Source organism: Zophobihabitans entericus (assembly GCF_011745665.1).
GTDB lineage: Bacteria > Pseudomonadota > Gammaproteobacteria > Enterobacterales > Orbaceae > Zophobihabitans > Zophobihabitans entericus.
On sequence record NZ_CP050253.1, the window covers coordinates 1,629,132 to 1,654,969 of the forward strand.

23 protein-coding genes are annotated in these 25,838 nt (G+C 40.9%); 10 read left to right on the forward strand and 13 right to left on the reverse strand.

Translation table 11 applies throughout. The features are described 5' to 3' along the window. The first annotated feature begins 20 nt into the window (after positions 1 to 20). Together IPMB12_RS07440 and IPMB12_RS07445 are read left to right on the forward strand one after the other, a co-directional pair. Positions 21 to 1,298: a putative DNA modification/repair radical SAM protein gene (locus IPMB12_RS07440; protein WP_166916435.1), complete on the forward strand. Its 1,278-nt coding sequence runs from the start codon at positions 21 to 23 to the stop codon at positions 1,296 to 1,298. 1 nt (position 1,299) lies between these two features. Next, positions 1,300 to 2,076 (forward strand): TIGR03915 family putative DNA repair protein, encoded by a 777-nt coding sequence (locus tag IPMB12_RS07445; protein WP_166916437.1) that lies wholly within the window; start codon positions 1,300 to 1,302, stop codon positions 2,074 to 2,076. 7 nt (positions 2,077 to 2,083) lie between these two features. On the opposite strand, the gene recG is transcribed toward IPMB12_RS07445, so the two are convergent. From recG to gmk, 4 genes are all read right to left on the reverse strand, one after another. Further along, positions 2,084 to 4,171, reverse strand: coding sequence for an ATP-dependent DNA helicase RecG (gene recG / locus IPMB12_RS07450; protein WP_166916439.1), 2,088 nt, complete (start codon positions 4,169 to 4,171; stop codon positions 2,084 to 2,086). Between the two features lie 29 nt (positions 4,172 to 4,200). After that, a complete protein-coding gene (gene spoT / locus IPMB12_RS07455; protein ID WP_166916442.1) occupies positions 4,201 to 6,309 on the reverse strand; it encodes a bifunctional GTP diphosphokinase/guanosine-3',5'-bis pyrophosphate 3'-pyrophosphohydrolase in 2,109 nt (702 codons plus the stop codon). 24 nt (positions 6,310 to 6,333) lie between these two features. Further along, positions 6,334 to 6,627: a DNA-directed RNA polymerase subunit omega gene (gene rpoZ / locus IPMB12_RS07460; RefSeq protein ID WP_166916444.1), complete on the reverse strand. Its 294-nt coding sequence runs from the start codon at positions 6,625 to 6,627 to the stop codon at positions 6,334 to 6,336. 231 nt (positions 6,628 to 6,858) lie between these two features. Then, a complete protein-coding gene (gene gmk, locus IPMB12_RS07465) occupies positions 6,859 to 7,494 on the reverse strand; it encodes a guanylate kinase (RefSeq protein WP_166916446.1) in 636 nt (211 codons plus the stop codon). A gap of 214 nt (positions 7,495 to 7,708) precedes the next feature. Between gmk and IPMB12_RS07470 the strand changes: the two genes are divergently transcribed. Further along, on the forward strand, positions 7,709 to 8,032 hold the full coding sequence (locus IPMB12_RS07470; RefSeq protein WP_166916448.1) for a putative hemolysin: 324 nt from the start codon (positions 7,709 to 7,711) through the stop codon (positions 8,030 to 8,032). Positions 8,033 to 8,091: 59 nt separating this feature from the next. On the opposite strand, the gene greB is transcribed toward IPMB12_RS07470, so the two are convergent. Beyond that, the gene (gene greB / locus IPMB12_RS07475) at positions 8,092 to 8,574 is read right to left on the reverse strand and encodes a transcription elongation factor GreB (protein WP_166916450.1); all 483 of its coding nucleotides are present in this window, start codon (positions 8,572 to 8,574) and stop codon (positions 8,092 to 8,094) included. Between the two features lie 46 nt (positions 8,575 to 8,620). On the opposite strand from greB, the gene IPMB12_RS07480 reads away from it, so the two are divergent. Genes IPMB12_RS07480 through birA form a run of 3 tightly spaced genes read left to right on the forward strand, consistent with a single transcriptional unit; the run spans position 8,621 to position 12,928 of the window. Then, positions 8,621 to 10,936, forward strand: a complete 2,316-nt coding sequence (locus IPMB12_RS07480) for a Tex family protein (protein ID WP_166916452.1) — start codon at positions 8,621 to 8,623, stop codon at positions 10,934 to 10,936. Beyond that, entirely contained in the window at positions 10,933 to 11,955 is a 1,023-nt protein-coding gene (gene murB / locus IPMB12_RS07485; RefSeq protein ID WP_166916454.1) for a UDP-N-acetylmuramate dehydrogenase, read from the forward strand. The genes IPMB12_RS07480 and murB overlap by 4 nt, the downstream gene beginning before the upstream one ends. A 10-nt stretch (positions 11,956 to 11,965) precedes the next feature. After that, positions 11,966 to 12,928 carry a bifunctional biotin--[acetyl-CoA-carboxylase] ligase/biotin operon repressor BirA gene (gene birA / locus IPMB12_RS07490; RefSeq protein ID WP_166916456.1) on the forward strand — a complete coding sequence of 321 codons (963 nt, stop codon included), beginning with the start codon at positions 11,966 to 11,968 and terminating at the stop codon, positions 12,926 to 12,928. A gap of 19 nt (positions 12,929 to 12,947) precedes the next feature. Here the strand turns inward: birA and IPMB12_RS07495 are convergent, their stop codons facing one another. Beyond that, entirely contained in the window at positions 12,948 to 14,591 is a 1,644-nt protein-coding gene (locus IPMB12_RS07495; protein WP_166916458.1) for a sulfatase-like hydrolase/transferase, read from the reverse strand. Between the two features lie 142 nt (positions 14,592 to 14,733). Here IPMB12_RS07495 and IPMB12_RS07500 point away from each other — a divergent pair, with 142 nt between their 5' ends. Together IPMB12_RS07500 and IPMB12_RS07505 are read left to right on the forward strand one after the other, a co-directional pair. Continuing rightward, a complete protein-coding gene (locus IPMB12_RS07500) occupies positions 14,734 to 15,888 on the forward strand; it encodes an iron-containing alcohol dehydrogenase (protein ID WP_166916460.1) in 1,155 nt (384 codons plus the stop codon). 169 nt (positions 15,889 to 16,057) lie between these two features. Further along, positions 16,058 to 16,390, forward strand: a complete 333-nt coding sequence (locus IPMB12_RS07505) for a DUF305 domain-containing protein (RefSeq protein ID WP_166916462.1) — start codon at positions 16,058 to 16,060, stop codon at positions 16,388 to 16,390. Between the two features lie 102 nt (positions 16,391 to 16,492). Here IPMB12_RS07505 and IPMB12_RS07510 read toward each other — a convergent pair whose 3' ends face one another. Beyond that, positions 16,493 to 17,701, reverse strand: coding sequence for an aminotransferase-like domain-containing protein (locus tag IPMB12_RS07510; RefSeq protein ID WP_166916464.1), 1,209 nt, complete (start codon positions 17,699 to 17,701; stop codon positions 16,493 to 16,495). A 150-nt stretch (positions 17,702 to 17,851) separates the two neighbouring features. On the opposite strand from IPMB12_RS07510, the gene IPMB12_RS07515 reads away from it, so the two are divergent. Continuing rightward, the gene (locus IPMB12_RS07515) at positions 17,852 to 18,535 is read left to right on the forward strand and encodes an inner membrane CreD family protein (RefSeq protein ID WP_166916466.1); all 684 of its coding nucleotides are present in this window, start codon (positions 17,852 to 17,854) and stop codon (positions 18,533 to 18,535) included. A 20-nt stretch (positions 18,536 to 18,555) separates the two neighbouring features. On the opposite strand, the gene rbsR is transcribed toward IPMB12_RS07515, so the two are convergent. From rbsR to rbsD, 6 genes are all read right to left on the reverse strand, one after another. Continuing rightward, positions 18,556 to 19,566 (reverse strand): ribose operon transcriptional repressor RbsR, encoded by a 1,011-nt coding sequence (gene rbsR / locus IPMB12_RS07520; RefSeq protein WP_166916468.1) that lies wholly within the window; start codon positions 19,564 to 19,566, stop codon positions 18,556 to 18,558. Between the two features lie 165 nt (positions 19,567 to 19,731). After that, positions 19,732 to 20,664: a ribokinase gene (gene rbsK / locus IPMB12_RS07525; RefSeq protein WP_208293456.1), complete on the reverse strand. Its 933-nt coding sequence runs from the start codon at positions 20,662 to 20,664 to the stop codon at positions 19,732 to 19,734. Positions 20,665 to 20,758: 94 nt separating this feature from the next. After that, complete coding sequence (gene rbsB / locus IPMB12_RS07530) at positions 20,759 to 21,649, reverse strand: ribose ABC transporter substrate-binding protein RbsB (RefSeq protein WP_166916470.1); 891 nt, start codon at positions 21,647 to 21,649, stop codon at positions 20,759 to 20,761. A gap of 21 nt (positions 21,650 to 21,670) precedes the next feature. After that, complete coding sequence (gene rbsC, locus IPMB12_RS07535; protein ID WP_166916472.1) at positions 21,671 to 22,618, reverse strand: ribose ABC transporter permease; 948 nt, start codon at positions 22,616 to 22,618, stop codon at positions 21,671 to 21,673. Positions 22,619 to 22,620: 2 nt separating this feature from the next. After that, positions 22,621 to 24,117, reverse strand: coding sequence for a ribose ABC transporter ATP-binding protein RbsA (gene rbsA / locus IPMB12_RS07540; RefSeq protein ID WP_166916474.1), 1,497 nt, complete (start codon positions 24,115 to 24,117; stop codon positions 22,621 to 22,623). Between the two features lie 21 nt (positions 24,118 to 24,138). Further along, the gene (gene rbsD / locus IPMB12_RS07545) at positions 24,139 to 24,558 is read right to left on the reverse strand and encodes a D-ribose pyranase (RefSeq protein ID WP_166916476.1); all 420 of its coding nucleotides are present in this window, start codon (positions 24,556 to 24,558) and stop codon (positions 24,139 to 24,141) included. A gap of 227 nt (positions 24,559 to 24,785) precedes the next feature. Between rbsD and asd the strand changes: the two genes are divergently transcribed. Then, complete coding sequence (asd, locus tag IPMB12_RS07550) at positions 24,786 to 25,631, forward strand: archaetidylserine decarboxylase (protein ID WP_166916478.1); 846 nt, start codon at positions 24,786 to 24,788, stop codon at positions 25,629 to 25,631. The last annotated feature ends 207 nt before the right edge of the window (positions 25,632 to 25,838 follow it).

Below are 25,838 nucleotides of genomic sequence, written 5' to 3' on the forward strand. Positions count from 1 at the left end.
AGTATAAATAAACGAATATTATGCAAGAGAGCACATTAAAAAAACTCGAAATCCTCGCTGAATCTGCAAAGTATGATGTTTCATGCTCATCCAGTGGTACGACCAGAAAAAATAAATCTGGTGGTATCGGTAGTGCCAGTGGCTGGGGAATTTGCCATAGTTTTACCGAAGATGGACGCTGTGTCTCCTTACTGAAAATCATGCTGACTAACTTTTGTATGTATGATTGCGCGTATTGTATTAACAGACGCAGCAATGATATTCAGCGTGCTGCTTTTTCGCCTAAAGAGTTGGCAGAACTCACTATCGAGTTTTATCGTCGTAACTATATTGAAGGACTATTCTTAAGTTCCGGTGTGATTAAAAACCCGGATCACACGATGGAAAAAATGATTCGGGTAGTGAAAGAGCTACGTGAGACTCACGGGTATCATGGTTACATTCATATGAAAACCATTCCAGGAGCCAGTAAAGAACTCACTCATCAGGCAGGTTTATATGCTGACAGGCTGAGTATTAATCTGGAAATTCCTACTGAACAAAATCTAAAACTGTTAGCACCGGAAAAAGATCATCAAAGTATTTACCGGCCCATGCATGATATCCAGCGGGGTATTATCATCAGTCAGGAGGAGCGTAAAAAGTTTCGTTCTGCACCCAGATTTGCACCAGCAGGTCAAAGTACGCAGATTATTATTGGTGCCACTGATGAGACAGATAAAGATATCCTGCAACTTACTTCGTCACTCTATCAAAGACCAAGCATGAAGCGTGTTTACTATTCAGGTTTCATTCCGGTAAATAGCTATGATAAACGTCTGCCGGTTGGTAAAGAGACGCCGCTGGTACGTGAAAATCGTCTGTATCAGGCTGACTGGCTGATGCGGTTTTATCAGTTTAACGTGCATGAAATCGTTAATGATGAGCACCCGGAGCTGGACTTAGAAATCGACCCTAAATTGTCATGGGCGCTACGTAATCCGGCACAGTTTCCGGTGGATGTAAATCGGGACAGTTATGAAAAGATTCTCAGAATACCGGGAGTAGGTGTTAAATCAGCGCGTCTGATTGTGGCGGCCAGACAACACGGGGCTTTAACCCTTGACGGACTAAAACGTATTGGTGTGGTTTTAAAGCGGGCACAATATTTCCTGACCTGTCAGGGGATGCATAAAATTGTCTCCGTGAATGAAACATCACCAGAGCGTTTACGGCTTTTACTGGCTGAACCTAAAGCGGCTTATAAAGCGCTGGAAAATAAAGCTATGCCGGAACAACTGGGCTTTGGATTTAACTAATATGAAAATCGCTTATTATGATCAGACCTTTGAGGGGTTACTCTGTGTCATTTTTGATGCCTATAAGCTGAAATATTTCCCTGAACATATTCTGGTAACTGGCGATGTGCCGCCACTACTGACTACTTTTGAGCATACGGTTGAAACTGCTAACGGTAAATATGAGCGGGTACTCACTGCGCTGAAAAAAAAGCTCTCAAAGAGTGCCCTAAATAATCTGACTAAAGTCTGGCTATCTGAAGTACCTGAGCGGGAGATGCTGTTGTTCCGATATATCTGTAAGGTATTTGACCATCAGCAGAATATCGAGAGTAACTTTGCTGATGAAGACGTCATGGCTGTTTTAAAGCTGGCTAAGAAAGTAGGCTGTGATATGCATTTTATCAGCATGATGGTTAGATTTAACAAGACGGCAGACGATGTCTTTTTTGCTCCTGTCGCACCCACCTATAATGTCTTGCCTTTGGTTTTACCCCATTTTAAAGATCGATTTTCTGATCAGAAGTGGGCAATTTATGATGAAAAGCGTGGTTATGGTTTCTACTACGATTTAGAAAAAATAGTGGAAATGACCCTGAGTGAAGCAGATGACTTTTTAGTTCATCATCGTTTAAACGAGAAGTATCAGGATGAAGATGATAAGCTGATTACTTTGATGTGGCAGCGCTATTTTAAGGCGCTTACTATTAAAGAACGTATTAATTTAAAACAACAACGCCGTGCTATGCCAGCTCGGTTTTGGGCTTATTTGCCGGAGATGCAGGATAGAGTGAATTAGTGCTTTATTAAGCGTTAATATATTTTTCTCTGTCTGGTAGCCAGCAGTCGATCAGTTGCTGTACTTTCTCCGGATGAGTTTGTTGTAAATAACGAGAAGTACGCTGAACTTCGGCAATCAGGTGCTGATCGCGGGCTAAATCTACCACTTTAAAAGCTGCAGCACCAATTTGCCTGGTTCCCAGTATTTCACCAATTCCGCGTAGTTCCATGTCTTTCTGGGCGATGATAAAGCCGTCATTGGTTTCCCGCATCACTTGTAAGCGGGATTGTGCTGTTTTTGAGAGTGGTGCCTGATACATCAGCACGCAGTGAGAAGCCGCTGCACCACGTCCAACGCGCCCGCGTAATTGATGCAACTGAGAAAGTCCTAAACGTTCAGCATTTTCAATGATCATCAGGCTGGCATTAGGAACGTCCACCCCAACTTCAATTACAGTAGTGGCAACGAGCAGTTGAATATCGCCTTGTTTAAAGGCTTGCATGATAGCTTGTTTTTCATCTGGTTTCATACGGCCATGAACCAGACCAATGACAATCTCTGGCAGAATTTTTTGCAGATCTTCAGTAATACTTTCTGCTGCCTGAGCATCAAGGACTTCGGACTCTTCAACTAATGTACACACCCAATAAACCTGACGACCGGACAGGCAAACTTCTTTGACGCGCTCAATAATTTCACCACGTCTGGTATTGGAAACCACCGCAGTTTTAATCGGAGTTCGGCCAGGTGGCAGTTCATCAATCACAGAAACATCCAGATCGGCATAAACGGTCATTGCCAGTGTTCTTGGAATTGGCGTGGCGGTCATAATCAGTTGATGTGGCGCATTACCATTATGAGCACCTTTTTCCCACAAACTTAAACGCTGATTAACACCAAAACGGTGTTGTTCATCAATAATCACTAAAGCTAAGTCATGAAAGCCTACTTTATCATAGAAGATAGCGTGGGTCCCTATCACCATCTGATATTCACCGGCTGCGATTGCTGCCAGCTGAGTCTGTTTCGCTTTGCCTTGTAATTTGGCAGAGACTAAATCAACAGAAATACCTAGTGGTTCAAACCAGCGTTTAAAGTTATTAAAATGTTGTTCTGCCAGAATTTCAGTTGGAGCCATAAGAGCAACTTGCTTACCATTACTCAAAGCAAACAGAGCAGACATCGCAGCAACCAGCGTTTTACCTGACCCAACATCCCCCTGTACTAAACGCATCATCGGGATATTCAGTTGCATATCCTGCTTAATATCCTGAATCACTCTTTGCTGCGCGCCCGTTGGTTTGAATGGAAGTTGTTGTAAAAATTGTGTGATTAAATCCACGGATGGAGTCAGCGAATAAGCCTGTTGCTGCTGATTGTGGCTTCTGACTGCCAGCATACTCAGGTGATAAGCCAGTAACTCTTCAAACACTAAACGGATTTGAGCAGGATGGTGGCCTGTTTCCAGCTCTGAAACATCCATATCGGCTGGTGGCTGATGTAAAATTTCTAACGCTTCACGCACAGGCATTAAACCCGTAGCTAAAGAGTCCGGGAAGAGCTCTTCCGGGGGATTACGCTGTAGCAAGAGTAAAGCCTGTTTAATCGCCTTACGGATGACATTTTGGGTCAGCCCGTCAGTGGTGGGATAGATTGGCGTCAGGTTATCATCAGCAGCTGTTGTTGGTGCCGGAATATTGGCTGAAATAACCTGATACTGAGGGTGAAACATCTCTGGTCCGGTTTTACCACGCTTGATCTCGCCATAAGCTTTCACCCGTACACCTTCAGCCAGCCCGTTTTTCATACCGTTATTAAAGTTCATAAAGCGCATGGTTAATACGCCGGTGCCGTCAGATATTTTACTGACCAGCATACGACGTCTGCCAAAAGTTATGCCGGTAGTGAGTACATTACCTTCCAGCGTCACATACTGACCGGGCAGGGCCTCACCAATGGATGCAGTATTAGCACGGTTTTCATAGCGGAAAGGAAAATGCAGCAGTAAGTCCTGCACTGTATAGATATTTAATTTATGGAATTTAGCCAGAGAGGCTGCGCCAATACCACTCAGTGAGCTTACCTGAATATGGTTAAGTAAGCGGGATGACATGATATTTACCGCGCTTTGACCAGGTAGTATTAATTGGTATTACGTGTAACACTGACAATACCTGCCTGATGGCTGATATTACGCATTACCGCGCTAAGATGATGAATATCCTGAACTTCAACCAGAACTGTAATGGTATAAAGACTGGCATCTTTCTCTTCGGTGTTAAGTCCTTGTACATTGGCTGACTCAACATTGATAGCAGAAATAATACTGGCAAAAGCACCTTGTGTGTTAAGCATATCTACTTTTAGTTCTGCAACAAATCGCTGATCAGGGGAAACATCCCACTCAAGCTGGATATATTTCTCTGGATCGTTCTGGTAACCAGAAATATTACGACAGAATTCATGATGAACGGTCAGTCCTTTTTCCGGACTGACATGGCCAATAACCGGATCGGTTGGAATCGGGTGACAACATTTAGCAAAGCTGACTAATACGCTTTCGGCACCAGTAATGCTGAGTTTTTTCTTCTCACCAGAAACCAGTTCAGTAAACTGATTCTTCTCTAGTCCCTTGGCTACAAAAATACTCACTATATTACCCAGACCAATTTCCGACAAGAGATCATCAAGGCTTTTTAGTTTCATAAACTTAAGCACGCGCTTGATGTTTTCCTGAGGAATCGTATCAATACCGCCTTCATTAGTCAGCACGTTATTAAGGAGGCGACGACCAAGTACAATCGCATCATCACGTTCTAACGTTTTTAGTGCCTGACGGATTCTGGCACGCGCTTTTGAACTCACCACAAAGTTCAGCCAGGCAGCATTAGGGCGTGATTCCGGAGAAGTCACAATTTCAACCGTTTGACCACTAACCAGTGGCTGGGATAATGGATAAGGTTTACGATCGACAATCGCACCGACGCATTGATGACCGATATCGGTATGTACGGCATAAGCCAGATCGATAGGGGTGGCACCTTCAGGTAATTCAACAATACGACCTTTCGGTGTAAAAACGTAAATCTCATGCGGGAAGAGGTCAGATTTTACGTTTTCAATAAATTCGAATGAGTTACCGACGCTTTGTTGTAACTCAAGTAAGTTCTGCATCCAGCGCTGAGCTTTAATCTGAGCAGTGGTGTTATTTAGTTCATCTTTCTCATTATAAGCCCAGTGAGCCGCGACACCCATTTCTGCCATTTGTTCCATATCTTCTGTTTTGATTTGGACTTCAACCGGCGTGCCATGTGGACCAATCATTGAAGTATGTAGTGATTGATAACCATTGGCTTTAGGAATAGCGATATAATCTTTAAAACGGCTGGCTCTTGGTTTATAAAGATTGTGCATTAAACCAAGTACGCGATAACAGGTGTCGACATCTTTGACGATGATACGGAACACATAAATATCCATAATCGAATGGAAATGCTGTTCACGCAGTTGCATCTTCTGATAGATGGCGTAAATATTCTTTTCAAGTCCTTCAACACTCGCTTCAATCTTTGCTTCACCTAAACGGTTACGAATTTCGGTTAAAATCCGTTGGATCATCTCTTTACGTGTACCACGTGCAGCGCTGACAATTTTTTCAATGACATGAGCACGGTTAGGATAAAGGGCAGTAAAGCCAAGAACTTCCAGTTCTGTTTTTAAATGATGAATACCAAGTCGGTGAGCAAGAGGGGCGTAAATTTCCAGAGTTTCTTTGGCGATTCGGCGACGTTTATCCGGACGTAGTGCGCCAAGCGTGCGCATATTATGCGTTCTGTCGGCCAGTTTAATCAAAATGACCCGAACATCCTGCACCATTGCCATAACCATTTTACGGAAGTTTTCTGCCTGTGCTTCTTTACGATTACGGAATTTTAGTTTATCAAGTTTTGATACACCGTCGACCAGTTCTGCCACATGGTGCCCGAACTTATTGGTGATATCTTCATAAGTGACTGGAGTGTCTTCGATAACATCATGTAGTAAGGCGGCGATAATGGTTTGGTAGTCAAGGCGCATTTCTGCGAGGATGGAAGCAACGGCAACAGGGTGAGTAATATAGGGCTCACCGCTGGAGCGTGTTTGTCCTTCATGGGCGTTCCGCCCGAAAATATAGGCTTCTTTTATGCATTCAACCTGCTTTTCAGGCAGGTATCGTTTCACAATTTGATGTAAATTTTCAAAGATACGCATAAGCGGAACCTACAGACGAAAATTCTAGTGAGAAGAATTATCAAACAGTACGGTTTCGTGAATGATTGGATGAGACTCTTCTTCTTCAACTTCTATCTGATGTTGTTGCTGATAATCAACAGTGTCAAGTACGTTCTTATTAATTAAACCTTGTTCAATTTCACGTAAAGCAATAACGGTTTCTTTATCGTTTTCTTCCGGAACAAGTGGTGATTTCCCTTCAACCTGAATCTGACGGGCGCGTCGAGAAGCAATTAACACAAGGTCAAAACGATTGCCAATTTCATCTACTGCATCCTGAACTGTTACGCGAGCCATTATTTACCTCTACTCAATGTGACTTAATTTATAGTGATTCAATTAGGGTTTGAAGTGACTTACTTTCGAGATTCAAATCTTCAAACAAAAATTTTTGTGTATGATCTGACATTTTACTTAATTTATGCTGTCTTTGTCTATCATAAACTTTGAAAAGCTTGATGTAGCAAGACTTTCCAAAAATTAATCAATTTAACATTTTGATTTATTTGAATATTTTATTTTCGTTTATTACTTTAGTAAACTTTCCAGCAAAGCGTGATGTTGCTGAGACTGTTTATCCAGTGTTAAACGCTCTGTTTGTATGATGCAGCGTAGCTCAAATAGTGACTGCTCAAAATTATCATTAATGATTAGATAATCATATTCTGAGTAATGAGAAATCTCTGATTTTGCTTTTAACATTCTTTTTTGAATGGTTTCCGGGCTATCCTGACCGCGTTGAAACAGACGGTTTTCCAGCTCAGTTAGTGAGGGTGGAAGAATAAAAATACTTTTTGCCGAAGGCATTTTTGCTCTGACCTGCTGCGCACCCTGCCAGTCTATATCCAGGAAAATATCAATACCGGCCGCTAAATTACCTTCAATAGCTTGACGTGACGTGCCGTAATAATTCTCATAAACCTGAGCGTGTTCAACAAAATCATCTCTGCTGATCATCACTTCAAATTCTGCTTTATCCACAAAATAGTAATGCTCACCATGCTGCTCTCCGGGTCTTGGTGCACGGGTAGTATGAGAGATAGAAACTTTAGTCGGGTGATTATCCGATAAGTTGAGATAAGCCTTAATTAAACTGGATTTACCGGCACCACTTGGTGCAGAAATGATATAAAGTGTGCCAGTCTGAGCTGAATTTTGTGTCATTATTCTTGCCATATAAAAAGATAAGTGAGTCTTATGACTATTATTCAGTAATCTGCGGTGAATTGCCAGTTTTGCATCGTAAGTTTTCACAGGGGCAATAATAATTATTGTAAAAATTAATTACTCTTTCCTGTTATCATTCGACTGTTAACAGGCATATACTATGCGAAGAGTTAATTTCAACTCTTAATTCATATGGACAAAGGATGTTATTATGAAAAAATATCTTGCTCTTGCTGCACTCGTGCTATTACTTCAAGGTTGTGCTGGCGCCAATAATCACCAAACAATAGATACAGGCCTTGCACCTGCCCCAACAGAAAAACCAACTCTGCCAGCTAAACCAACCACTTCAATTGATACAGGTCTGGCAAAAGCACCGATTGGTCTTCCTAACCCGGCTGATAAATATTGCTTAGAAGTTGGTGGTCAGGTGATCAATAAAACCACTGCTGAAGGTGTGCGTTCTGTCTGTCAGTTAAAAGACGGTACGCAGAAAGATGCCTGGGAATATTATCGCGAACAAATCAAACGATAATGGTTAAACAGTTAAATCTAATCAAGGCGTACAAGGTGCGCCTTTTTTGATCTGATTCATTAGATTAAGGTTGTATAGCTGATTTCCAAAATCCAGTAGGTCACCGGACCATTAGGTGTCATCACTCTAATCTCATCATCAACCCGATGGCCAATTAAAGCTCTGGCTACAGGGCTGTCGAGTGAGATCCACTTCTTAGCCGGGTCAAACTCATCAGGTCCGACGATACGAAAAATCTTCTCTTCCTCATTATCATCTTCAAGACGGATCCAGGCACCAAAAAAGACTTTTCCTTCCTGCTGTGGGCTTGGGTCGACAATAGTTAGTGCTTCTAAGCGTTTAGTGAGAAAGCGTACCCGACGATCGATTTCACGCAGACGACGCTTACCATAAATATATTCGGCGTTTTCGGAACGATCTCCCATCGCGGCAGCCTCTGACACAGCTTGCGTAACACGTGGTCGCTCCTCTTTCCATAAGTATTTAAGTTCACGATCGAGTGCCAAGTAGCCCTCTCTTGTTATATAATTACTTCTAGCCATAATGATAATTTTATAACCTATTGATTTATTTGAAGAAAATATATTTATGATGAATTCCAAGATTAGCCATATTATAGCCACTGAGTTGAATGTAAAACCAGCACAAGTTTTATCTGCCGTTACTTTACTTGATGAGGGCAGCACTGTTCCCTTTATCGCTCGTTACCGAAAAGAGGTAACGGGAGGGCTGGATGATACTCAATTACGTCAACTGGATACACGTTTAAGTTATTTACGTGAACTGGAAGATCGTCGTCAAACTATCTTAAAATCAATTGAAGAGCAAGGGAAACTCACACCAGAATTATCACAAAAAATTAGTGATACGCTGAGTAAAACTGAGCTGGAAGATCTCTATTTACCTTATAAACCTAAGCGTCGGACGCGTGGTCAAATCGCTATTGAAGCAGGACTTGAACCACTGGCTGATGATCTGTGGACTAACGCCAAACTTGATCCGGAAGCAGAAGCAGAAAAATATGTGAACGCTGAAAAAGGCGTGGCTGATACCAAAGCGGCTTTAGATGGTGCCCGTTATATTTTAATGGAACGTTTTGCGGAAGATGCCGGACTGCTGGCTAAAGTGCGTCACTATTTATGGAATAATGCTCATATTGTGTCACAGGTAGTAGCGGGTAAAGAAGAAGAGGGTGCTAAGTTTCGTGACTATTTTGAATATAGTGAACTTATCTCAAAAGTGCCTTCACACCGTGCTTTGGCAGTGTTTCGTGGTCGTAACGAAGGTATTTTACAACTCTCACTTAATGCCGATCCTCAGCATGATGAGCCACCAAAAGAGAGCTATTGTGAGCAGCTGATTACCGAATATCTGCACATTCATTTGAATGACCAGCCTGCTGATAAATGGCGTAAAGCTGTGATTAACTGGACATGGCGCATTAAAGTCTTAATGCATATGGAAACTGAGTTAATGACGACGCTGCGTGAACAGGCAGAAGATGAAGCGATCAATGTTTTTGCCCATAACTTAAAAGATATGCTGATGTCAGCACCAGCGGGTATGCGCGTCACCATGGGGATGGACCCGGGACTGAGAACCGGTGTTAAGCTGGCAGTCGTTGATGCCACAGGTAAACTGGTTGCAACAGAAACGATTTACCCACATACCGGGCAAGCTGAAAAAGCCGCAATGATCGTTGCTGCGCTTTGTATTAAATATCAGGTAGAGCTGGTGGCAATTGGTAATGGTACGGCGTCGCGTGAGACAGAGCGTTTTTATTTAGATGTACAAAAGAGATTCCCAGAAGTAAAAGGCCAAAAAGTGATTGTCAGTGAAGCAGGGGCTTCTGTTTATTCTGCTTCTGAACTGGCAGCACAAGAGTTTCCTGATCTGGATGTATCAATTCGTGGTGCGGTATCTATCGCTCGTCGCCTGCAAGATCCACTCGCTGAACTGGTAAAAATTGAACCGAAATCAATTGGTGTGGGTCAGTATCAGCATGACGTGAGTCAAACACAACTGGCTAAGCGTCTGGACGCTGTGGTTGAGGACTGCGTGAATGCTGTGGGAGTTGATCTGAATACTGCATCAGTTGCACTGCTGACACGTATTGCTGGTTTAAGCAAAGTGATTGCTCAAAATATTGTAGACTGGCGTAATGAAAATGGTCAGTTTGTGAATCGTAGTCAGTTACTAAAAGTCGCTCGTTTAGGGCCAAAAGCCTTTGAACAATGTGCCGGCTTTTTACGCATTATGAATGGTACAAACCCACTTGATGCATCATCTGTGCACCCGGAGGCTTACCCGATTGTTGAACGAATTCTGTCAGCTACTCATAAAACTCTAAAAGATCTGATGGGTAATTCAACTGAACTACGTACTTTAAAAGCAGTAGATTATGTGGATGATAACTTTGGTATTCCAACGGTGACTGACATTATTAAAGAACTGGACAAACCGGGTCGCGATCCTCGTCCTGAGTTTAAAACTGCTAAATTTGATGAAAGTGTTGAAACCATGGATGACCTAAAAGTTGGTATGATTATGGAAGGAACTGTCACCAACGTAACTAATTTTGGTGCCTTTGTTGATATTGGTGTACATCAGGATGGTCTGGTACATATTTCTTCGTTATCTAACAAATTTGTTGAAGATCCGCGTACTGTGGTTAAGACCGGGGATATTGTCAAAGTTAAAGTCTTAGAGGTAGATATTCCGCGTAAACGTATTGCATTAACGATGCGACTTGATGAAACGGCACCGGCTAAATCGGCTGATTCTAAACCTGTGGGGAAAGCAGCACCGAGAGCGGCTCAGCCGGATCGCAACTCGGGTAATCAGGCAGGCAATAATGCTATGGGTAATGCCTTTGCCGCCGCTCTTGGGAAGTTAAAAAAATGAGTCAGCTAATCCCTAATACATTTGGTTTATCTGTCACCGCGAAACAGGTAGTGACTGCAAATACGTCAGATGAGTTATTACAAGTGTGGCAAAACGCGACCGCGCAAAAATTACCAGTCCTGATTCTGGGCGAGGGCAGTAATACCTTATTTACAGAGAATTTTTCAGGCGTAGTGATCGTCAACCGAATCAAAGGGATGACAATTACTGAAAGTGAGCAGGCGTGGCTGCTGCGTGTTGGTGCCGGAGAAAACTGGCACAAACTGGTTGAGATGACGGTCAATAGTGGTATGAGCGGGTTAGAAAACTTAGCTTTGATTCCGGGTTGTGTTGGTTCTGCACCTATTCAAAATATTGGTGCTTATGGCGTGGAATTTAAAAAGTTTGCTGATTACGTTGAATTGTTAGAGCTTGCGACAGGTAAAATCATCACGATTACTGATGGCCAATATGGTTATCGTGAAAGCATCTTTAAACATCAGTATTTATCCGGCTATGCTGTCATTTATGTTGGGGTGTGCTTACCTAAAAACTGGCAACCTGTTCTGGCTTATGGTGAGCTGCAAAAAATGGATCCTGCGACCGTGACCGCTAAAATGATTTTTGATACAGTGTGTGAAGTGCGTAATGCTAAGCTCCCTGACCCTAAAAAGTTAGGCAATGGAGGGAGTTTCTTTAAAAATCCAGTGGTTGAGCAAGCGCTGGCAACAAAAATACAGATGCAATATCCACAGATGCCGGCTTATCCTCAGGCTGATGGTTCTGTAAAACTGGCCGCTGGTTGGCTAATCGATCAGTGTGGTTTAAAAGGATTCCAGCTTGGTGGAGCCGCAGTACATGAAAAACAGGCGTTAGTTCTGGTAAATAAATCACAGGCAATCTCTGATGATATCGTGTCACTGGCGCGCCATGTACGTAATCAGGTACTGCAAAAATTTGGTGTGAGTCTTGAACCGGAAATTCGTTTTATGGGGCGAGATGGGGAATTAAATTCATTAGAAGTTCTAATGAATGATTAAGGATTAAGCTATGCGTGACTTAACTCAGCCTTTAAAACTGATTGAAATTTTATCTGACGGACAATTTCACTCCGGAGAAGAACTTGGTGCTTTATTTGGCATGAGTCGGGTGGCGATTAATAAACATATCAAAACCATTAAAGAGTGGGGGATTGCTCTCTCCTCTGTGCAGGGAAAGGGCTATAAGCTGGATTATCCTCTGCAGTTGCTCAATCTGCAAAAAATTGCCGATTATTACCCTCGAAACAAAGAATTACAGTTAGAGGTAATTCCGGTTATTGACTCGACTAATCAGTATTTACTAAATAAAACTCAGCAGCTGAGTCCTGGTGATGCGTGTGTGGCAGAATATCAACAAGCCGGGCGCGGCAGACGTGGTCGTCAGTGGTTCTCTCCTTTTGGGGCTAATCTGTACTTATCTATGTACTGGCGCTTAGAACAAGGCCCTGCTGCTGCTATGGGGCTGAGTCTTATGATCGGTATTGTTCTGGCAGAGGTTTTACGCGAGGTTTCCGGACAGGATATTCGGGTAAAATGGCCTAATGACTTATATTTAAATGATAAAAAGTTGGTTGGTATTCTGGTTGAGATGATAGGCCGCACAGGTGACTATGCGCATGTGGTGATGGGGATGGGGATTAATCTGGCGATGCACAATCCTGATCCAAACATAGTGAATCAACGCTTTGAGAACTTAGGTAATGTTGATCGTAATCAGCTGGTCGCTAAATTATTACAATCTCTAAGAGCCTCGCTGGTTGAGTTTGAAAAAACGGGTTTTACGCCATTTATTCAGCGTTGGAATCAACTGGATAACTTTTTAAATCGTCCGATTAAGTTATTGATTGGTGAACAAGTGATCCGTGGTATTGGTCGCGGTATTAATGAACAGGGTGCTCTGTTACTCGAACAAAATGGTGTGATTAAACCGTTCATTGGCGGAGAGATCTCTTTAAGAGCTGATGACTCGTAAAAAGAGCGGTCAGGTGCCGCTACTTTTCCTCACCGGCATCTTTTAAGGTTTGATAGATATAGTGTTTATAGCTATTTACTAACTGTTTATCATCACAATCATCTAACTTCCCGTCACATAAGTAGCGCATAGCAATATTGGCCTGATAGAAGTCAGAAACCTGCAGATTAGCCTTTTCCAGAATCATGCCACTTGCCAGCGACAAATCAAGCACAGGATAACTGGCTTTATCAATTGGGTAGTTACTGGTCAGCGCATATTGGGTCAGCCATGTTGGTGTGGCAAGTTCAGTTTTATACTCTCCTTGCCAGTTAAGAGCCGGTTGATGATCACCAAAATAGAAGAACAGTGTCGGATTTGCCCGGTTTTGAATATAGCTCGTTAAATCATTAGTTGCAGCATTTAAGCGTTCAATACGTGGTAAGTAGTCATTCAGACGTCCGACAAAAGCCTTATCTTGTTGTGTTAGCTGAGTTAACTGATATTGATCAGGCGTGTTCTCATCATATGGGCCATGCTCATCCATGGTTAGTACGTAGAGAAGCAGGGGTTTATCCGTGTAGGTTTCTAATACTTTTTTAGCGCATTCCAGTAGATCTTTAGTTGGAATATGCCAGAGGTTAGCGCCTTTCTCGCCTGGATAGCCTAAGTCCTGAGGTTGTAAGAAAGTCTGCATACCAAAATGAGTATAGGCAGGTCCCGCGTTGTAGTTGCCATATCCCATTGAAGACAGCACAACTGTCTGATATCCGTTATCCACCGCTTCTTTAAACAGGCTGGTTTGGATGTTTTCTGCTACGATATAAAACACTGAATTTTTACGGAAAGAGAAGTCATTAGGATCAAGACCGGTGAGTACCGCAAATTCTGAAATCCAGGTACCACCGCCAAACGTTCTGACGCGTAATAATCCGCTATTTGGCTGGCTAAATAGGGTTAAGTCAGGTAGTGTCTGACTATTAAAATCAAATAATCTGGGATTAAAGGTTGATTCTTGTAGCAAAACAATAATATCTGGTTTTTTTACATTATTATCAGAAGTGAGCGAGACCGTTTTCATTTTCTCTAAAAAATAGTTATCACTCTGTGAAAAATAAGGTGGCGTATAGCTTTGCTCATGAGCAGAAATAAATAGATTGGAAATTGTTCCACGGCCTTTAGGTAAATGGTTTTGCCAGGTTTCAATATTGGTACGCTGGCTGCTTAAATAGATATTGAGTCCAATAACAACAAATGCGGCAATCAGTAAACTAACACGAGTTTTCCCTGTAATTGGAGTGCTTTTACGAAATATAAAAATATTAAAAATCAGAAACAAAAATAAGCCAAACAGCGCAGCCATCCCTAAAGGATAGTACAAGAGTGTTTCTAAATTCCGGTAGTCAAGAGCAACATAGATATCCTGAAAAAACAGTCGTTCTTTATAAAAATGTACCTTTAATTGACTAAGTAGTTGTAGAATAATAATTAAGCTGCTGGCGATAATGAATGAAAGTTGTTTTTTACCGGTCAGAAAAATAAAGAAAGCGATCAGCGCAAAATAGGTGCCAAACGCGATGACGGTAAAGACAGAAAAACCGACAGAACCACCACAAATAATCAGTGCAGCGACAACCAGCAGAAATGTATAGAGTACTTTTAATACAGAGCAAATATTTTTCACGTTAGAATTTATCGTTTTTATTATGAAAGTATTGATAAATAATAGTGGAAAGCCCTTTATAAGACAAATGGATTATATATTTTTTTCATTATAGTCAGACAGGTCTTATACTTTTCTGTGTAACTAAAATAAGGAGTATCTTGTGTTAAATTTTCAATTTTATAACCCAACTCGTATTATTTTTGGTAAAGAAACCGTCTCTGAACTATCTCAACAATTACCGGCACAGGCTAAAGTGTTAATTCTGTATGGCGGTGAGAGTGCAGTAAAAAATGGCACTATTGATGAAGTCAAAAAGGCGCTTGGTGAACGGGAGTATTTTGAATTTGGTGGCATTGAGCCTAACCCTCATTATGAAACCTTATTAAAAGCGGTAGCTTTAGTTAAACAGCATCAGATTGATTTTTTATTAGCTGTGGGTGGCGGTTCGGTAATTGATGGGACCAAATTTGTTTCACTGGCGACTTGTTATGAAGGCGATCCATGGGAGATTTTATCACGCAAAAAAGTTCCGGTAACAGCGTTACCTATTGGTACTGTTCTGACTTTACCGGCAACCGGTTCAGAGATGAATTGCCGCGGTGTGGTAACCAGAGCTGAAACTAAAGAAAAACTCTCATTCAGAACGCCTCTGGTTTATCCGCAATTTTCTATTTTAGACCCGACTAAAACTTATACGTTGCCTGAGCGTCAGTTGGCTAACGGTATTGTTGATTCATTTATGCATACTCTGGAACAATATCTGACTTATCCTATTGACGCTAAAGTGCCTGATTACTTTGCCGAAGGTGTACTACGCACTTTAATTGAAATTGCACCAGATGTACTAAGTCAACCTGATAATTATGAGGCCAGAGCAAACTTTATGTGGGCGGCTACAGTCGCTTTAAATGGCTTTTTAGCCACCGGTGTACCGGAAGACTGGACCACGCATCGCATTGGCCATGAACTCACTGCTCTGTATGGTATTGACCATGCGCGTACTTTAGCCATTATTCTTCCCGCTTTACTTGAGGTGAAAAAAGAGGCGAAGCGAGGTAAGTTATTACAATATGCTAAACGAGTCTGGGATATTACAGAGGGTAGTGATGAACAAAAAGTGGATCTGGCAATTCAAAAGACCTGTGAGTTTTTTGAATCAGTAGGAATCAAAACTCACTTTTCAGATTATGGACTTGGCCGTGAAGTGATTGAGCCAATTTTGCAGCAAATGGAAAAACATGGTCAAATTAACCTCGGTGAGCATCAGGATATCACTTTATCTACCAGTCGTCAGATACTAGAAAAGGCACTTTAAGTTTTATGTAGCTAATTGTTTCTATTACATAATTAGCTACATTAAATCAGATTTATCTATCAGACTGATAGGTAAAATTAATTATTTTATTTATCTTCCGGGTGATAACGTGAAGAAAATATCAACAAGGTAGTTGATATTATTTATTCAAACTTACAAGGATTTTACTATGAAAAAATTTACAGTTGTAGCATTAATGGTTTCTGCTTTAACGTTCGGTAGTCAAGCTGCATTTGCTAACGAAACTCAAGGTGAAGGTTTTGATACATTAAAAGATTTAGTAACAAAAACATCACAAACTATGCAACAACAAGCTCCAGATACAACATTTGCAAAAACTATGATTGCTCATTATGAAAGTTCTATTGAAATTGCTAAATTAGAACTACAACACGGTAAAGATGCTGATGCACGTAAATTTGCTGAAAGCGTGATTACTAACCAAACTAAAGATATTGCAACATTAAAAGCATGGCTAGAAAAAAATCCAGCTGCTAAATAATTGCTTGTAAATAGTGCTATTTTTACCTGGTTAGTTTTTATAGCATAGAGTTACAAAAAATCCCGCTCAAATGGCGGGATTTTTTATTGGGTTAATTAAAGCTTAAACCATTACCGGGCTTTCTTCTAAATCGTTAGCATGTTTTTTGATTAGTTCAGCTAAAATTTTAATGCCGCGTTCAATCTTCTCTTCCGGTACGGTTACAAACGCCAGGCGCATACAGTTAGTTCTTTCACCACCAGCGAAGAAAGTTTCTCCCGGCACAAATGCCACTTTGTGTTGAATTGCTTCTGTGAGTAATTCTGTGGCATTGATATTTTCAGGAACATTGACCCAGATAAACATACCACCTTCGGGTTTACTCCAGTTCACACCAGCAGGCATATAGCGAGTGAGCGCATCAAGCATAAATTGACAGCGTGTTTTATATAGCTGACGAATTTTTGGAATATGAGTATCTAAGAAGCCATCTTTAACGATCTGATACGCAATACGCTGAGTGATGCTTGGTGTATGTAGATCAGTTGCTTGTTTAAGTTGTACCAGTTTATTGATAAATACTTCAGAGGCAATGATATAACCTAAACGGAAGCCTGGTGCTAAAATTTTAGAAAATGAACCAAGATAAACGGTATTTTCAGGCGCTAAAGAGAACAAGCTGGCTAAGCGGTGACCTTTATAGTCCAGTTCGCCATATGGGTCGTCTTCAACCATCAGCATTTTAGCTTGTTTCGCTTTTTCTGCCAGTTGTTGACGGCGCTCTAGTGGTAAACGGCGGCCCGTTGGGTTCTGGAAATTAGGAATAACATATAAGAAGCTGGCTTCATCAGCAACTTCTGCTTTTAGGGAGTCCGGAACTAAGCCCTGTTCGTCACTTTCAATTGAAATATATTCAGGTTCAAATTGCGTAAAAGATTGCAGACCACCTAAGTAAGTTGGGGTTTCAACCAGTACTTTACTACCTTTATTAATTAAAGCTTTACCAATTAAATCAAGGGCTTGCTGTGAACCTGTGACAACTAAAACCTGACTTGGGCTGATAGTAATATTGTCACGTTTTGAAACATGCTCTGCGATCCACTTACGCAGTGGTGCGTAGCCTTCGGTCGGGCCATATTGTAAAGCCCCAATAGCTTCACTGCCTTGCATAATCACATCAAGAGATTGTTTAATTTCTGTCACTGGAAATGTATCAGGAGAAGGTAAACCACCGGCAAATGAGATCATATCTGGTTGTTCGGTAAGTTTAAGAATTTCACGAATAGCAGAACTTTTTAGTGCTATAGCACGATCAGAAAATTTCCATGACATACAAATACCTTTGAATTTATTGTAATAAGAGTGGGGGTAAAATAAAAAGTTAATTTAGTTACTATAATACTGAGTTTTTCATTTGTCATCTTGATAAACAAAAATTACAATATAAAAACACAAATAAATTAATAATAAGAGTTATTTTGCATGGAAATGAGACTGACCCTGTTTTGGAAAGTCATTGCGATTATCGCTTTGACTTGTATATTAGAAGTACCTCTCTACATTGTTGGAGAGTATATTGCAAATAAAGTTACTGAACTAAATAGCGTGTCATCTTTAATTGTGGATTCGGCAGATAAATTGACCAGTCTTTTGCATACGGCTGTAGATACCACAAAAGATGGTGTAGTTGATGCGTCATATAATTATGAACTTAATGCGCGACTGTTTTATTATTCCGTATTCTTCCTTGGATTGGCATTTTTGTTATTACTGGTTATCGATTTCTTAGCACACGCTAAGTTGCATCTGTTCCATTATTCAATTATCGGTATTGGTTTACTGTTATTCTATCTGGTCACTTTAGCGTTATCTGACTATGTGGCATTCCCTTTTGCTTACTCTATTTCAGCAGTACTATGTGCGCTGTTATCGATGTTCTACCTTTCATCACCAATGAATAGTATTGGTGCGAGCGTAGGTTATGGTGTAGTGTTATTAGTGTTATTTGGTTTGAACTTCTACTTAGTGACAATTATCAATAATGTCTTAATCTTCAGTGTTATTTGCCTGTTTATTCTGTTTGTGACTGTGCTGGTTTTAACCCGTACCGTAAACTGGAATGAACCACCAAAAAGAATTGAAGGTGGAGCAGAGAAGATCTCTTAAAATCTTCTCGTTATCTTGATTTAAGCTGGCGCTTTGGGATTAACCGAGCGCCTTTTTTGTAAGATCGGAGTCAGCGTTAATACTTCCGGCTCTTCATCCTTATGTTTGAGTCGATGCAGAAGTGTTTCTACAGCAAGCTGCCCAAGTTCGCTTTTAGGCTGATGAATCGTGGTGAGTGGTGGCGTCATATACTGTGCCAGTTCAATATCATCATAACCTATCATGGCAATGTCTTTGCCTGCCTCAAGACCTGCCTGATAAAGTGCCTGATAAGCACCAATCGCCATCGCATCATTACAACAGAATACAGCTTCCGGCGGTTTTTTTAGAGCCAGTAATTTAGTCATGGCTTCATAGCCGGATCGAAACATAAAGTCTCCTTCTGCTTCATAACCTGACTTAATCTTTAGATTAGCCTGCTGCATTGCAACCCGATAACCCTGTAAACGTAACTGGGCTTGTGGATTACTTAGCGGGCCAGTAATACAGGCGATATCTTGATAACCGTTTTCAATTAAATATTGTGTGGCAAGTGTTGCTCCAAGTAGTGAGTTATCCTGAATAACATCACAAACACCATGAAATGGCGCCCAGTCCATCATCACAATAGGTAAGCTTGGATAGCGGGCAAAGATGTCAGGTGTAAGACTGTCTGTCTCTGTACATATCACCAGAATACCATCGACACTTTTGCTCAGCAGAGTTTCAATATTATCCTGTAAACGCTTTTTATTGCCTTCTGTGTTACATAAGATGAGATTATACCCTAACTCATAACAACTGAGCTCAACGCCTTGTACAACTTCAGAGAAGAAAGGATTGTTACTGGTAGTAAGAACCATTCCGATAGTTTTGGTCTCTTTGATTTTCAGGCTACGGGCGAGGGCTGAAGGAGCATAGTTCAGCTCTTTAATTGCCGCTTCAACGCGTTCTTTAATTTGCGGGCTTACGTAGCGATCACTATTAATGACGTGTGATACGGTTGAAGTTGAAACCTTTGCCAAACGGGCAACATCTTTCATCGTGGCCAAAGTAGATATCCTCACTCATGATCATTTGGTGATGTTTTTAATTATTAAACAAATTATCCAACTAAATATATTTAGACCTGAGATTTATACTCCAAAATAACTAAAGCAACAAGTTTTAATATGATAAAAAAAAGGGCACGTTGCCGTGCCCAAGGACTGACTTAACTACTTTGGAGAATTAATCTCATTTAAAAACTTTTCTACTTCATCGCGCCACGGAACAGAAGGCTGAGCTCCGGCGCGGGTAACTGCAATGGCTGCGGAGGCGTGTGCATATTTTACCGCTTCATCCATTGGCATATCTTCCAGCAGAGCAGTGACCAGCATTCCGTTAAAAGTATCACCGGCAGCGATGGTGTCGACGGCTTTAACTTTAAAACCAGTAATGAGTTTACCCTGACCATTCATGCTCACCCAGGCCCCTTTACTACCCAGTGTAATAATGACGGTTGGAATACCTTTTTGATGTAAATATTGTGAGGCTTTATCTGCACTTTTTTCATCATTGACTGGAATCCCAGTCAGACGTTCTGCTTCGGTCTCATTGGGGGTAATAATATCAATGCATTTCAAAATATCATCAGCTAGTGTCTGGGCCGGAGCCGGATTAACAATAACCTGAGTATTATTGGCTTTAGCCAGTTTTGCCATCTCTGCAATAGTTGAAAGTGGTGTTTCCAGTTGCATTAACAAAGCGTCAGCCTGAATAATATCTTGCCGATATTTACCTGCATATTCAGGTGTAACTGCTGCATTGGCACCAGCATAAATACCGATTTGGTTTTCACCCTGTCCATTGACATAAATCAGGGCTACACCCGTTGTTTCGTTTCTGATTTTACTAATTGAGCGAGTATCAATATTATCTTTCTTAAGTTGTTCACAAATACGCTGGCCAATATCATCATCACCAACAGCAGCAATAAACTGAATATCTGCACCACCACGACCCGCGGCAACAGCCTGATTGGCGCCTTTGCCACCAAAAGCGATTTGATACGTTGAACCAATAATCGTTTCACCAGGACGAGGAAATTGTTGTACATTCATAATATGATCAACATTGATGCTGCCAAGTACTATCAGTTTCTTTTTCATAATCTCGTCCCGTCTTTATCTTTTTGAATATCTGTACTACCAGCAATCTAAGTGTGTAGTCAGGTAAGACACTTAGATTGCTATCAATGTAAACTTATTTAGTGATGAGTTTTAAATCGACCGGAATCGTTTCTGCTACCGGCTCATTTTTTAGTAGCTGATCAGCGGTTTCTACACCAATTGAACCAATTAGCTCAGGTTGCTGTGCAACTGTTGCAGCCAGGCGTCCTCTTTCAACTGCCTGAATACCATCATTAGTACCATCAAAACCAACGATAATAATGTCAGCTGAACGACCTGCTGTTTGAATAGCACGCATTGCACCTAAAGCCATTTCATCATTTTGTGCAAAGACTGCCTGAACAGACGGGTTTGCCGTTAACAGATTTTGCATCACGTTCATGCCTTTAGCACGGTCAAAATCTGCCGGCTGAGAAGCAAGTAATGTAATATTGTTGGCTTCCATTGATTGTTTGAAACCTTCACCACGCTCACGGGCAGCAGAGGTTCCTGCAATACCTTCCAGTTGAATCACTTTGGCGCCACTACCGAGTCTTTCAACAATGTAGTCTCCAGCAACGCGTCCGCCTGCTACGTTATCAGAAGCGATATGGCTAATTACTTCACCTTTGTTGGAGGCTCTATCCAGCGTGATGACCGGAATATTGGCTTTATTGGCCGCCACAACAGCATTACCCACTGCATCTGAATCTGTTGGGTTAATCAGGATAACGCGTGTTCCTTTAACAATTAAATCTTCAACGTTAGCCAGTTCTTTAGCCGGATTGTTTTGTGAATCTAAAACAATTAACTCATAGCCAAGCTCATTTGCTTTTTGTTGAGCGCCATCTTTTAAAGCAACAAAGAATGGGTTATTTAAGGTGGAAACAACTAAAGCAATGTTTTCTTTTGCCATAACCTGAGAACTCATGAGTAGTCCAAAAGTCACAGCTGAAAGGTAAGAGGTTACTTTTTTGAAATTCATATGCTGCTCCTAAATAGTCAATTATTTGCTTGTTTTATTATCAACCAGTACAGCCAGTAAAATTACTGCACCTTTGACAATCATCTGATAGTAGGCATCAACACCTAATAAATTTAATCCATTATTTAAAAAACCAAGAATTAAGGCTCCAATTAATGTGCCAATAATTTTACCACGTCCGCCAGACATACTGGTGCCACCAAGTACTACTGCAGCAATTGCATCCATCTCATACCCCATACCAGCATTAGGCTGGGCAGAAGAGAGGCGAGCAACTTCAATGGTACTGGCAAGGGCACAAAGTAAACCGCTAATGGCATAAACTGTAATTTTAACTCGATCAACATTAATACCTGATAAACGAGTTGCCGCTTCATTGCCACCAAGTGCGTAGATATAGCGGCCAAGGCGAGTATATTTGAGTAAATACCAGGTAAACAGGAAGACTAAAGCCATGATCCAGATTGGTACTGGCACGCCCAAAATTCTGCCAAATCCAATCCATTCAAATAACTCTGCATTATCAGACATTCCCAAAGTAACCGGGCTACCTTGAGTATAAACCATCGTCACACCGCGCAGAATAAGCATCATAACCAGTGTTGCGATAAAGGCTTGTAGTTTACCTTTTGCTACAATGGTTCCGGTACAAACACCAAGTACTGCACCAAGCCCTAAAGCCGCGGCAATGGCTAAAAATGGTGATAAATCATAACCAACAATAGAAGCAGCGATAGCACCTGTCAGAGCAAATAACGCACCAACAGTCAGGTCAATGCCTGAGGTTAATATAACCAGTGTCATACCAACAGCGATGATGGCATTGATCGAAGTCTGTTGCAGAATATTAAACAGATTATTAATAGTAAAAAAGTTAGAACTTAAGCAAGAGACAAAAATGATTAAAACCAATAGCGTAATTAATGATTTTTGTTCAATAAGCCAACGTTTTAAGGTTTTACTTTGCATCCTTAATTCTCCTGCACTTTTCCAATAGCGGCCGCCATCAGAGTTTCTTGTGTTGCTTCAGCAATAGGGTAGTGTCCGGTTATTTTCCCTTCATGCATCACTAAAATGCGATCGCTAATACCCAGTACTTCCGGCATTTCTGAGGAGATAATAATGACACTAAGTCCTTGTTGCTTAAATTGATTGATAAGATGATAGATCTCTTTTTTAGCACCAACATCTACACCGCGTGTTGGCTCATCTAAAATTAATACTTTCGGGCGGGTCATTAAGCCTCTGGCAATCGCTACTTTTTGCTGATTACCACCGGATAATAAACCAATCGGCTGATGCATTGATGGGGTTTTAATATTAAACAATTGAATAAAATCACCGACGGCAATTTTTTCATCATTGAGCTTTAAAGTACCTGTAGGATGACTAAAATAACGCAATGCGGTCAGTGTCATGTTCTCTTTAACTGACATCCCAAGGACTAAGCCATCTTTCTTACGGTCTTCAGAAATATAGACAATCCCATTACTTAAACCGTCTTCCGGAGTTTGATTATTAATCGATTTACCAAACAAAGTGACTTTCCCTTGTTTAACCGGCAGCGCACCATAGACGATCTTCATCAGCTCTGTACGACCAGCACCCATAAGGCCGGAAATCCCCAGAATTTCACCTTCATGTAATTCGAAACTGACATTGTTGATACCATGACCGCAGAGGTTTTCAACTTTAAGTGATAGTGCGCCTTTTGGATGGTCAACTCGCGGGTATTGTTCATCCAGTTTACGGCCCACCATCATTTCAATCAGAGATTCTTCTGTCAGTTCGCTCACTGGTTTTTCTGCAATAAATTGACCATCTCTTAGAATCGTCACGTCATCACAGATTTCAAAAATCTCTTTTAAACGGTGAGAAATATATACAATGCCGCACCCTTGAGCTTTAAGATCGTTTATTACGTTAAAAAGGGCTGCTGTTTCGGTATCAGTTAACGCATCGGTTGGCTCATCCATGACAATAACCTGAGACTTAAAGCTGAGTACTTTGGCGATTTCAACCATCTGTTGCTCACCAATAGAGAGTTCACTGACCAGACGGCGGCTATCATAATTGAGTTTTAATTTAGACAGCAGTTTATCAGCTTCAGCATAGGTTTTAGACCAGTTAATACAGCCGACAGAATTGGTAAACTCCCTGCCTAAAAAGATATTTTCTGCAATGGTAAGCTGAGCAATTAAATTGAGTTCCTGATGAATAATACCAATGCCAGCTTCCTGAGAGGCTTTAGGGCCTGAGAAAGTAACTTGTTTGCCCAGATATTCGATAGTACCGGCATCTTTAGAGTAAATGCCGGTTAAGACTTTCATTAGTGTTGATTTGCCTGCACCATTTTCCCCAAGCAGAGCCATCACTTTACCCGGGTAAACATTGAGGTCAACACCAGAAAGCGCCTTTACTCCAGGAAAAGATTTTTCAATTTGATGAATATGAAGTAACGGTTGCATAATCGTTCTCTTTATCTCAATTTAGAAAAATACACCAGATTGTAAAATAATATTGGCGTAAGGAGAGCATTCACCTGTACGAATAACAGCTTTACAGGCTGCTGTTTGCTGTTTGAATTCCTCGTGAGGAACATATTCAATCATAACTGTATTTTTTTGTAATTGCCCAACTTCTTGAATTCTTTGCAAAATTTTCTGGTGAATGGTCGGGTTTTTTTGTTTAATTTCTTCCGCCAGAACCACTTTCTCAATTTGCATATCAGTAGAGACAACATTAAAAACTTGCAGGAAAGAGGGAATATCTTTAGTTAAAGCAAGATCGATGCGTTGAGTTGAATCCGGAATAGGTAAACCGGCATCACCAATAGCAATGCAATCAGTATGGCCTAATTTGGACAGAACGTGACAAACATCAGAATTAAATAATTGACCTTTTCTCATGTTATTATCCCTGCGTTTTTGAGTTATCGAAACGTTTCGATAACTAATATGACAATCTACTAAAAATTAATCAATAAAAATACTTTCTAACTGTGATCTAAATCATATTAATAATTGTAAATTTTTTAGGCAGTCTTTGTGGAAAGGGTCACATTACTATAGATGCAATGTACTTTTAGATACAATGTATTATAATGGCGACTTATCTATTTTGAAGAGGCAAAAACATGTTGAATCACTTTAAGGCAATCATCCAGTATCTACTTCCTAAGCAGCTACTTACCATTATGTTTGGCTGGCTGGCTAAAAAACGTTTAGGGGTAATTACTACGTGGTTAATTAAAGGTTTTATTAAACTTTATGATGTAGATATGAATGAGGCAAGAGAATCAGATCCTGAAGCCTACTCAACGTTTAATGAATTTTTTGCACGCCAGCTTAATGAAGATGCACGTCCTTTAGCGGGTGGCGATAATACGATTGTTATGCCGGCTGATGGTGTAGTAAGTCAGTTTGGTGTGATCGAAAATGGTCAGCTGATTCAGGCTAAAGGTCATTATTATAATCTGGACTCTTTACTTGCTTGTAACTCAGCCATGATCAATCAGTTTGAAAATGGTTTGTTTGCAACTACTTACTTATCACCAAAAGATTATCACCGTGTTCATATGCCATGTGATGGTAAACTGCGTGAGATGATCTACGTGCCAGGTGCGTTATTTTCAGTGAATAAAGCAACAACAGAAGGTATTCCAAATATTTTTGCCCGTAATGAACGTGTGATTTGTTTATTTGATACAGAGTTTGGTCCAATGGTACAAATTCTTGTTGGAGCAACGATTGTTGGTAGTATTGAAACTCAGTGGCACGGTATGGTTACTCCACCTCGTGACGGGATTATGAAACGCTGGACTTATGATGATGTTGAGCTGAAAAAAGGTGAGGACATGGGCTGCTTTAAACTTGGTTCAACCGTTATTACTCTATTTGCTGCCGGTAAAGTTGAATTTAATGAAGACTTAAGCACAGATGATAAAGTAAAAGTTGGTGAAGCCTTAGCTCACGGTATTTAAGTTAACAGGTAAAATATGAATGTAGAAAATAGTAGGTACAGAAAGGTAAAACGCTATTTTGTTAAAGCCCTGCTGAGCAGTATATTACTATTTTCTACCGGACTCGCGCTGGCCGAGGAAATTACGCCGCCAGAAGAGCCTAAATTTGATTTTGAACTGGTTCTGCAAGATTTAGCTGATCAAAATAGTGAGCTGAAACAACAAAGA

Bases quoted from the DNA above. Each gene is read 5' to 3' on its own strand.
- IPMB12_RS07440 (WP_166916435.1), top strand. From the start codon at position 21: ATGCAAGAGAGCACATTAAAAAAACTCGAAATCCTCGCTGAATCTGCA.
- IPMB12_RS07445 (WP_166916437.1), top strand. From the start codon at position 1,300: ATGAAAATCGCTTATTATGATCAGACCTTTGAGGGGTTACTCTGTGTC.
- recG (WP_166916439.1), bottom strand. From the start codon at position 4,171: ATGTCATCCCGCTTACTTAACCATATTCAGGTAAGCTCACTGAGTGGT.
- spoT (WP_166916442.1), bottom strand. From the start codon at position 6,309: ATGCGTATCTTTGAAAATTTACATCAAATTGTGAAACGATACCTGCCT.
- rpoZ (WP_166916444.1), bottom strand. From the start codon at position 6,627: ATGGCTCGCGTAACAGTTCAGGATGCAGTAGATGAAATTGGCAATCGT.
- gmk (WP_166916446.1), bottom strand. From the start codon at position 7,494: ATGACACAAAATTCAGCTCAGACTGGCACACTTTATATCATTTCTGCA.
- IPMB12_RS07470 (WP_166916448.1), top strand. From the start codon at position 7,709: ATGAAAAAATATCTTGCTCTTGCTGCACTCGTGCTATTACTTCAAGGT.
- greB (WP_166916450.1), bottom strand. From the start codon at position 8,574: ATGGCTAGAAGTAATTATATAACAAGAGAGGGCTACTTGGCACTCGAT.
- IPMB12_RS07480 (WP_166916452.1), top strand. From the start codon at position 8,621: ATGATGAATTCCAAGATTAGCCATATTATAGCCACTGAGTTGAATGTA.
- murB (WP_166916454.1), top strand. From the start codon at position 10,933: ATGAGTCAGCTAATCCCTAATACATTTGGTTTATCTGTCACCGCGAAA.
- birA (WP_166916456.1), top strand. From the start codon at position 11,966: ATGCGTGACTTAACTCAGCCTTTAAAACTGATTGAAATTTTATCTGAC.
- IPMB12_RS07505 (WP_166916462.1), top strand. From the start codon at position 16,058: ATGAAAAAATTTACAGTTGTAGCATTAATGGTTTCTGCTTTAACGTTC.
- IPMB12_RS07510 (WP_166916464.1), bottom strand. From the start codon at position 17,701: ATGTCATGGAAATTTTCTGATCGTGCTATAGCACTAAAAAGTTCTGCT.
- IPMB12_RS07515 (WP_166916466.1), top strand. From the start codon at position 17,852: ATGGAAATGAGACTGACCCTGTTTTGGAAAGTCATTGCGATTATCGCT.
- rbsK (WP_208293456.1), bottom strand. From the start codon at position 20,664: ATGAAAAAGAAACTGATAGTACTTGGCAGCATCAATGTTGATCATATT.
- rbsB (WP_166916470.1), bottom strand. From the start codon at position 21,649: ATGAATTTCAAAAAAGTAACCTCTTACCTTTCAGCTGTGACTTTTGGA.
- rbsC (WP_166916472.1), bottom strand. From the start codon at position 22,618: ATGCAAAGTAAAACCTTAAAACGTTGGCTTATTGAACAAAAATCATTA.
- rbsA (WP_166916474.1), bottom strand. From the start codon at position 24,117: ATGCAACCGTTACTTCATATTCATCAAATTGAAAAATCTTTTCCTGGA.
- rbsD (WP_166916476.1), bottom strand. From the start codon at position 24,558: ATGAGAAAAGGTCAATTATTTAATTCTGATGTTTGTCACGTTCTGTCC.
- asd (WP_166916478.1), top strand. From the start codon at position 24,786: ATGTTGAATCACTTTAAGGCAATCATCCAGTATCTACTTCCTAAGCAG.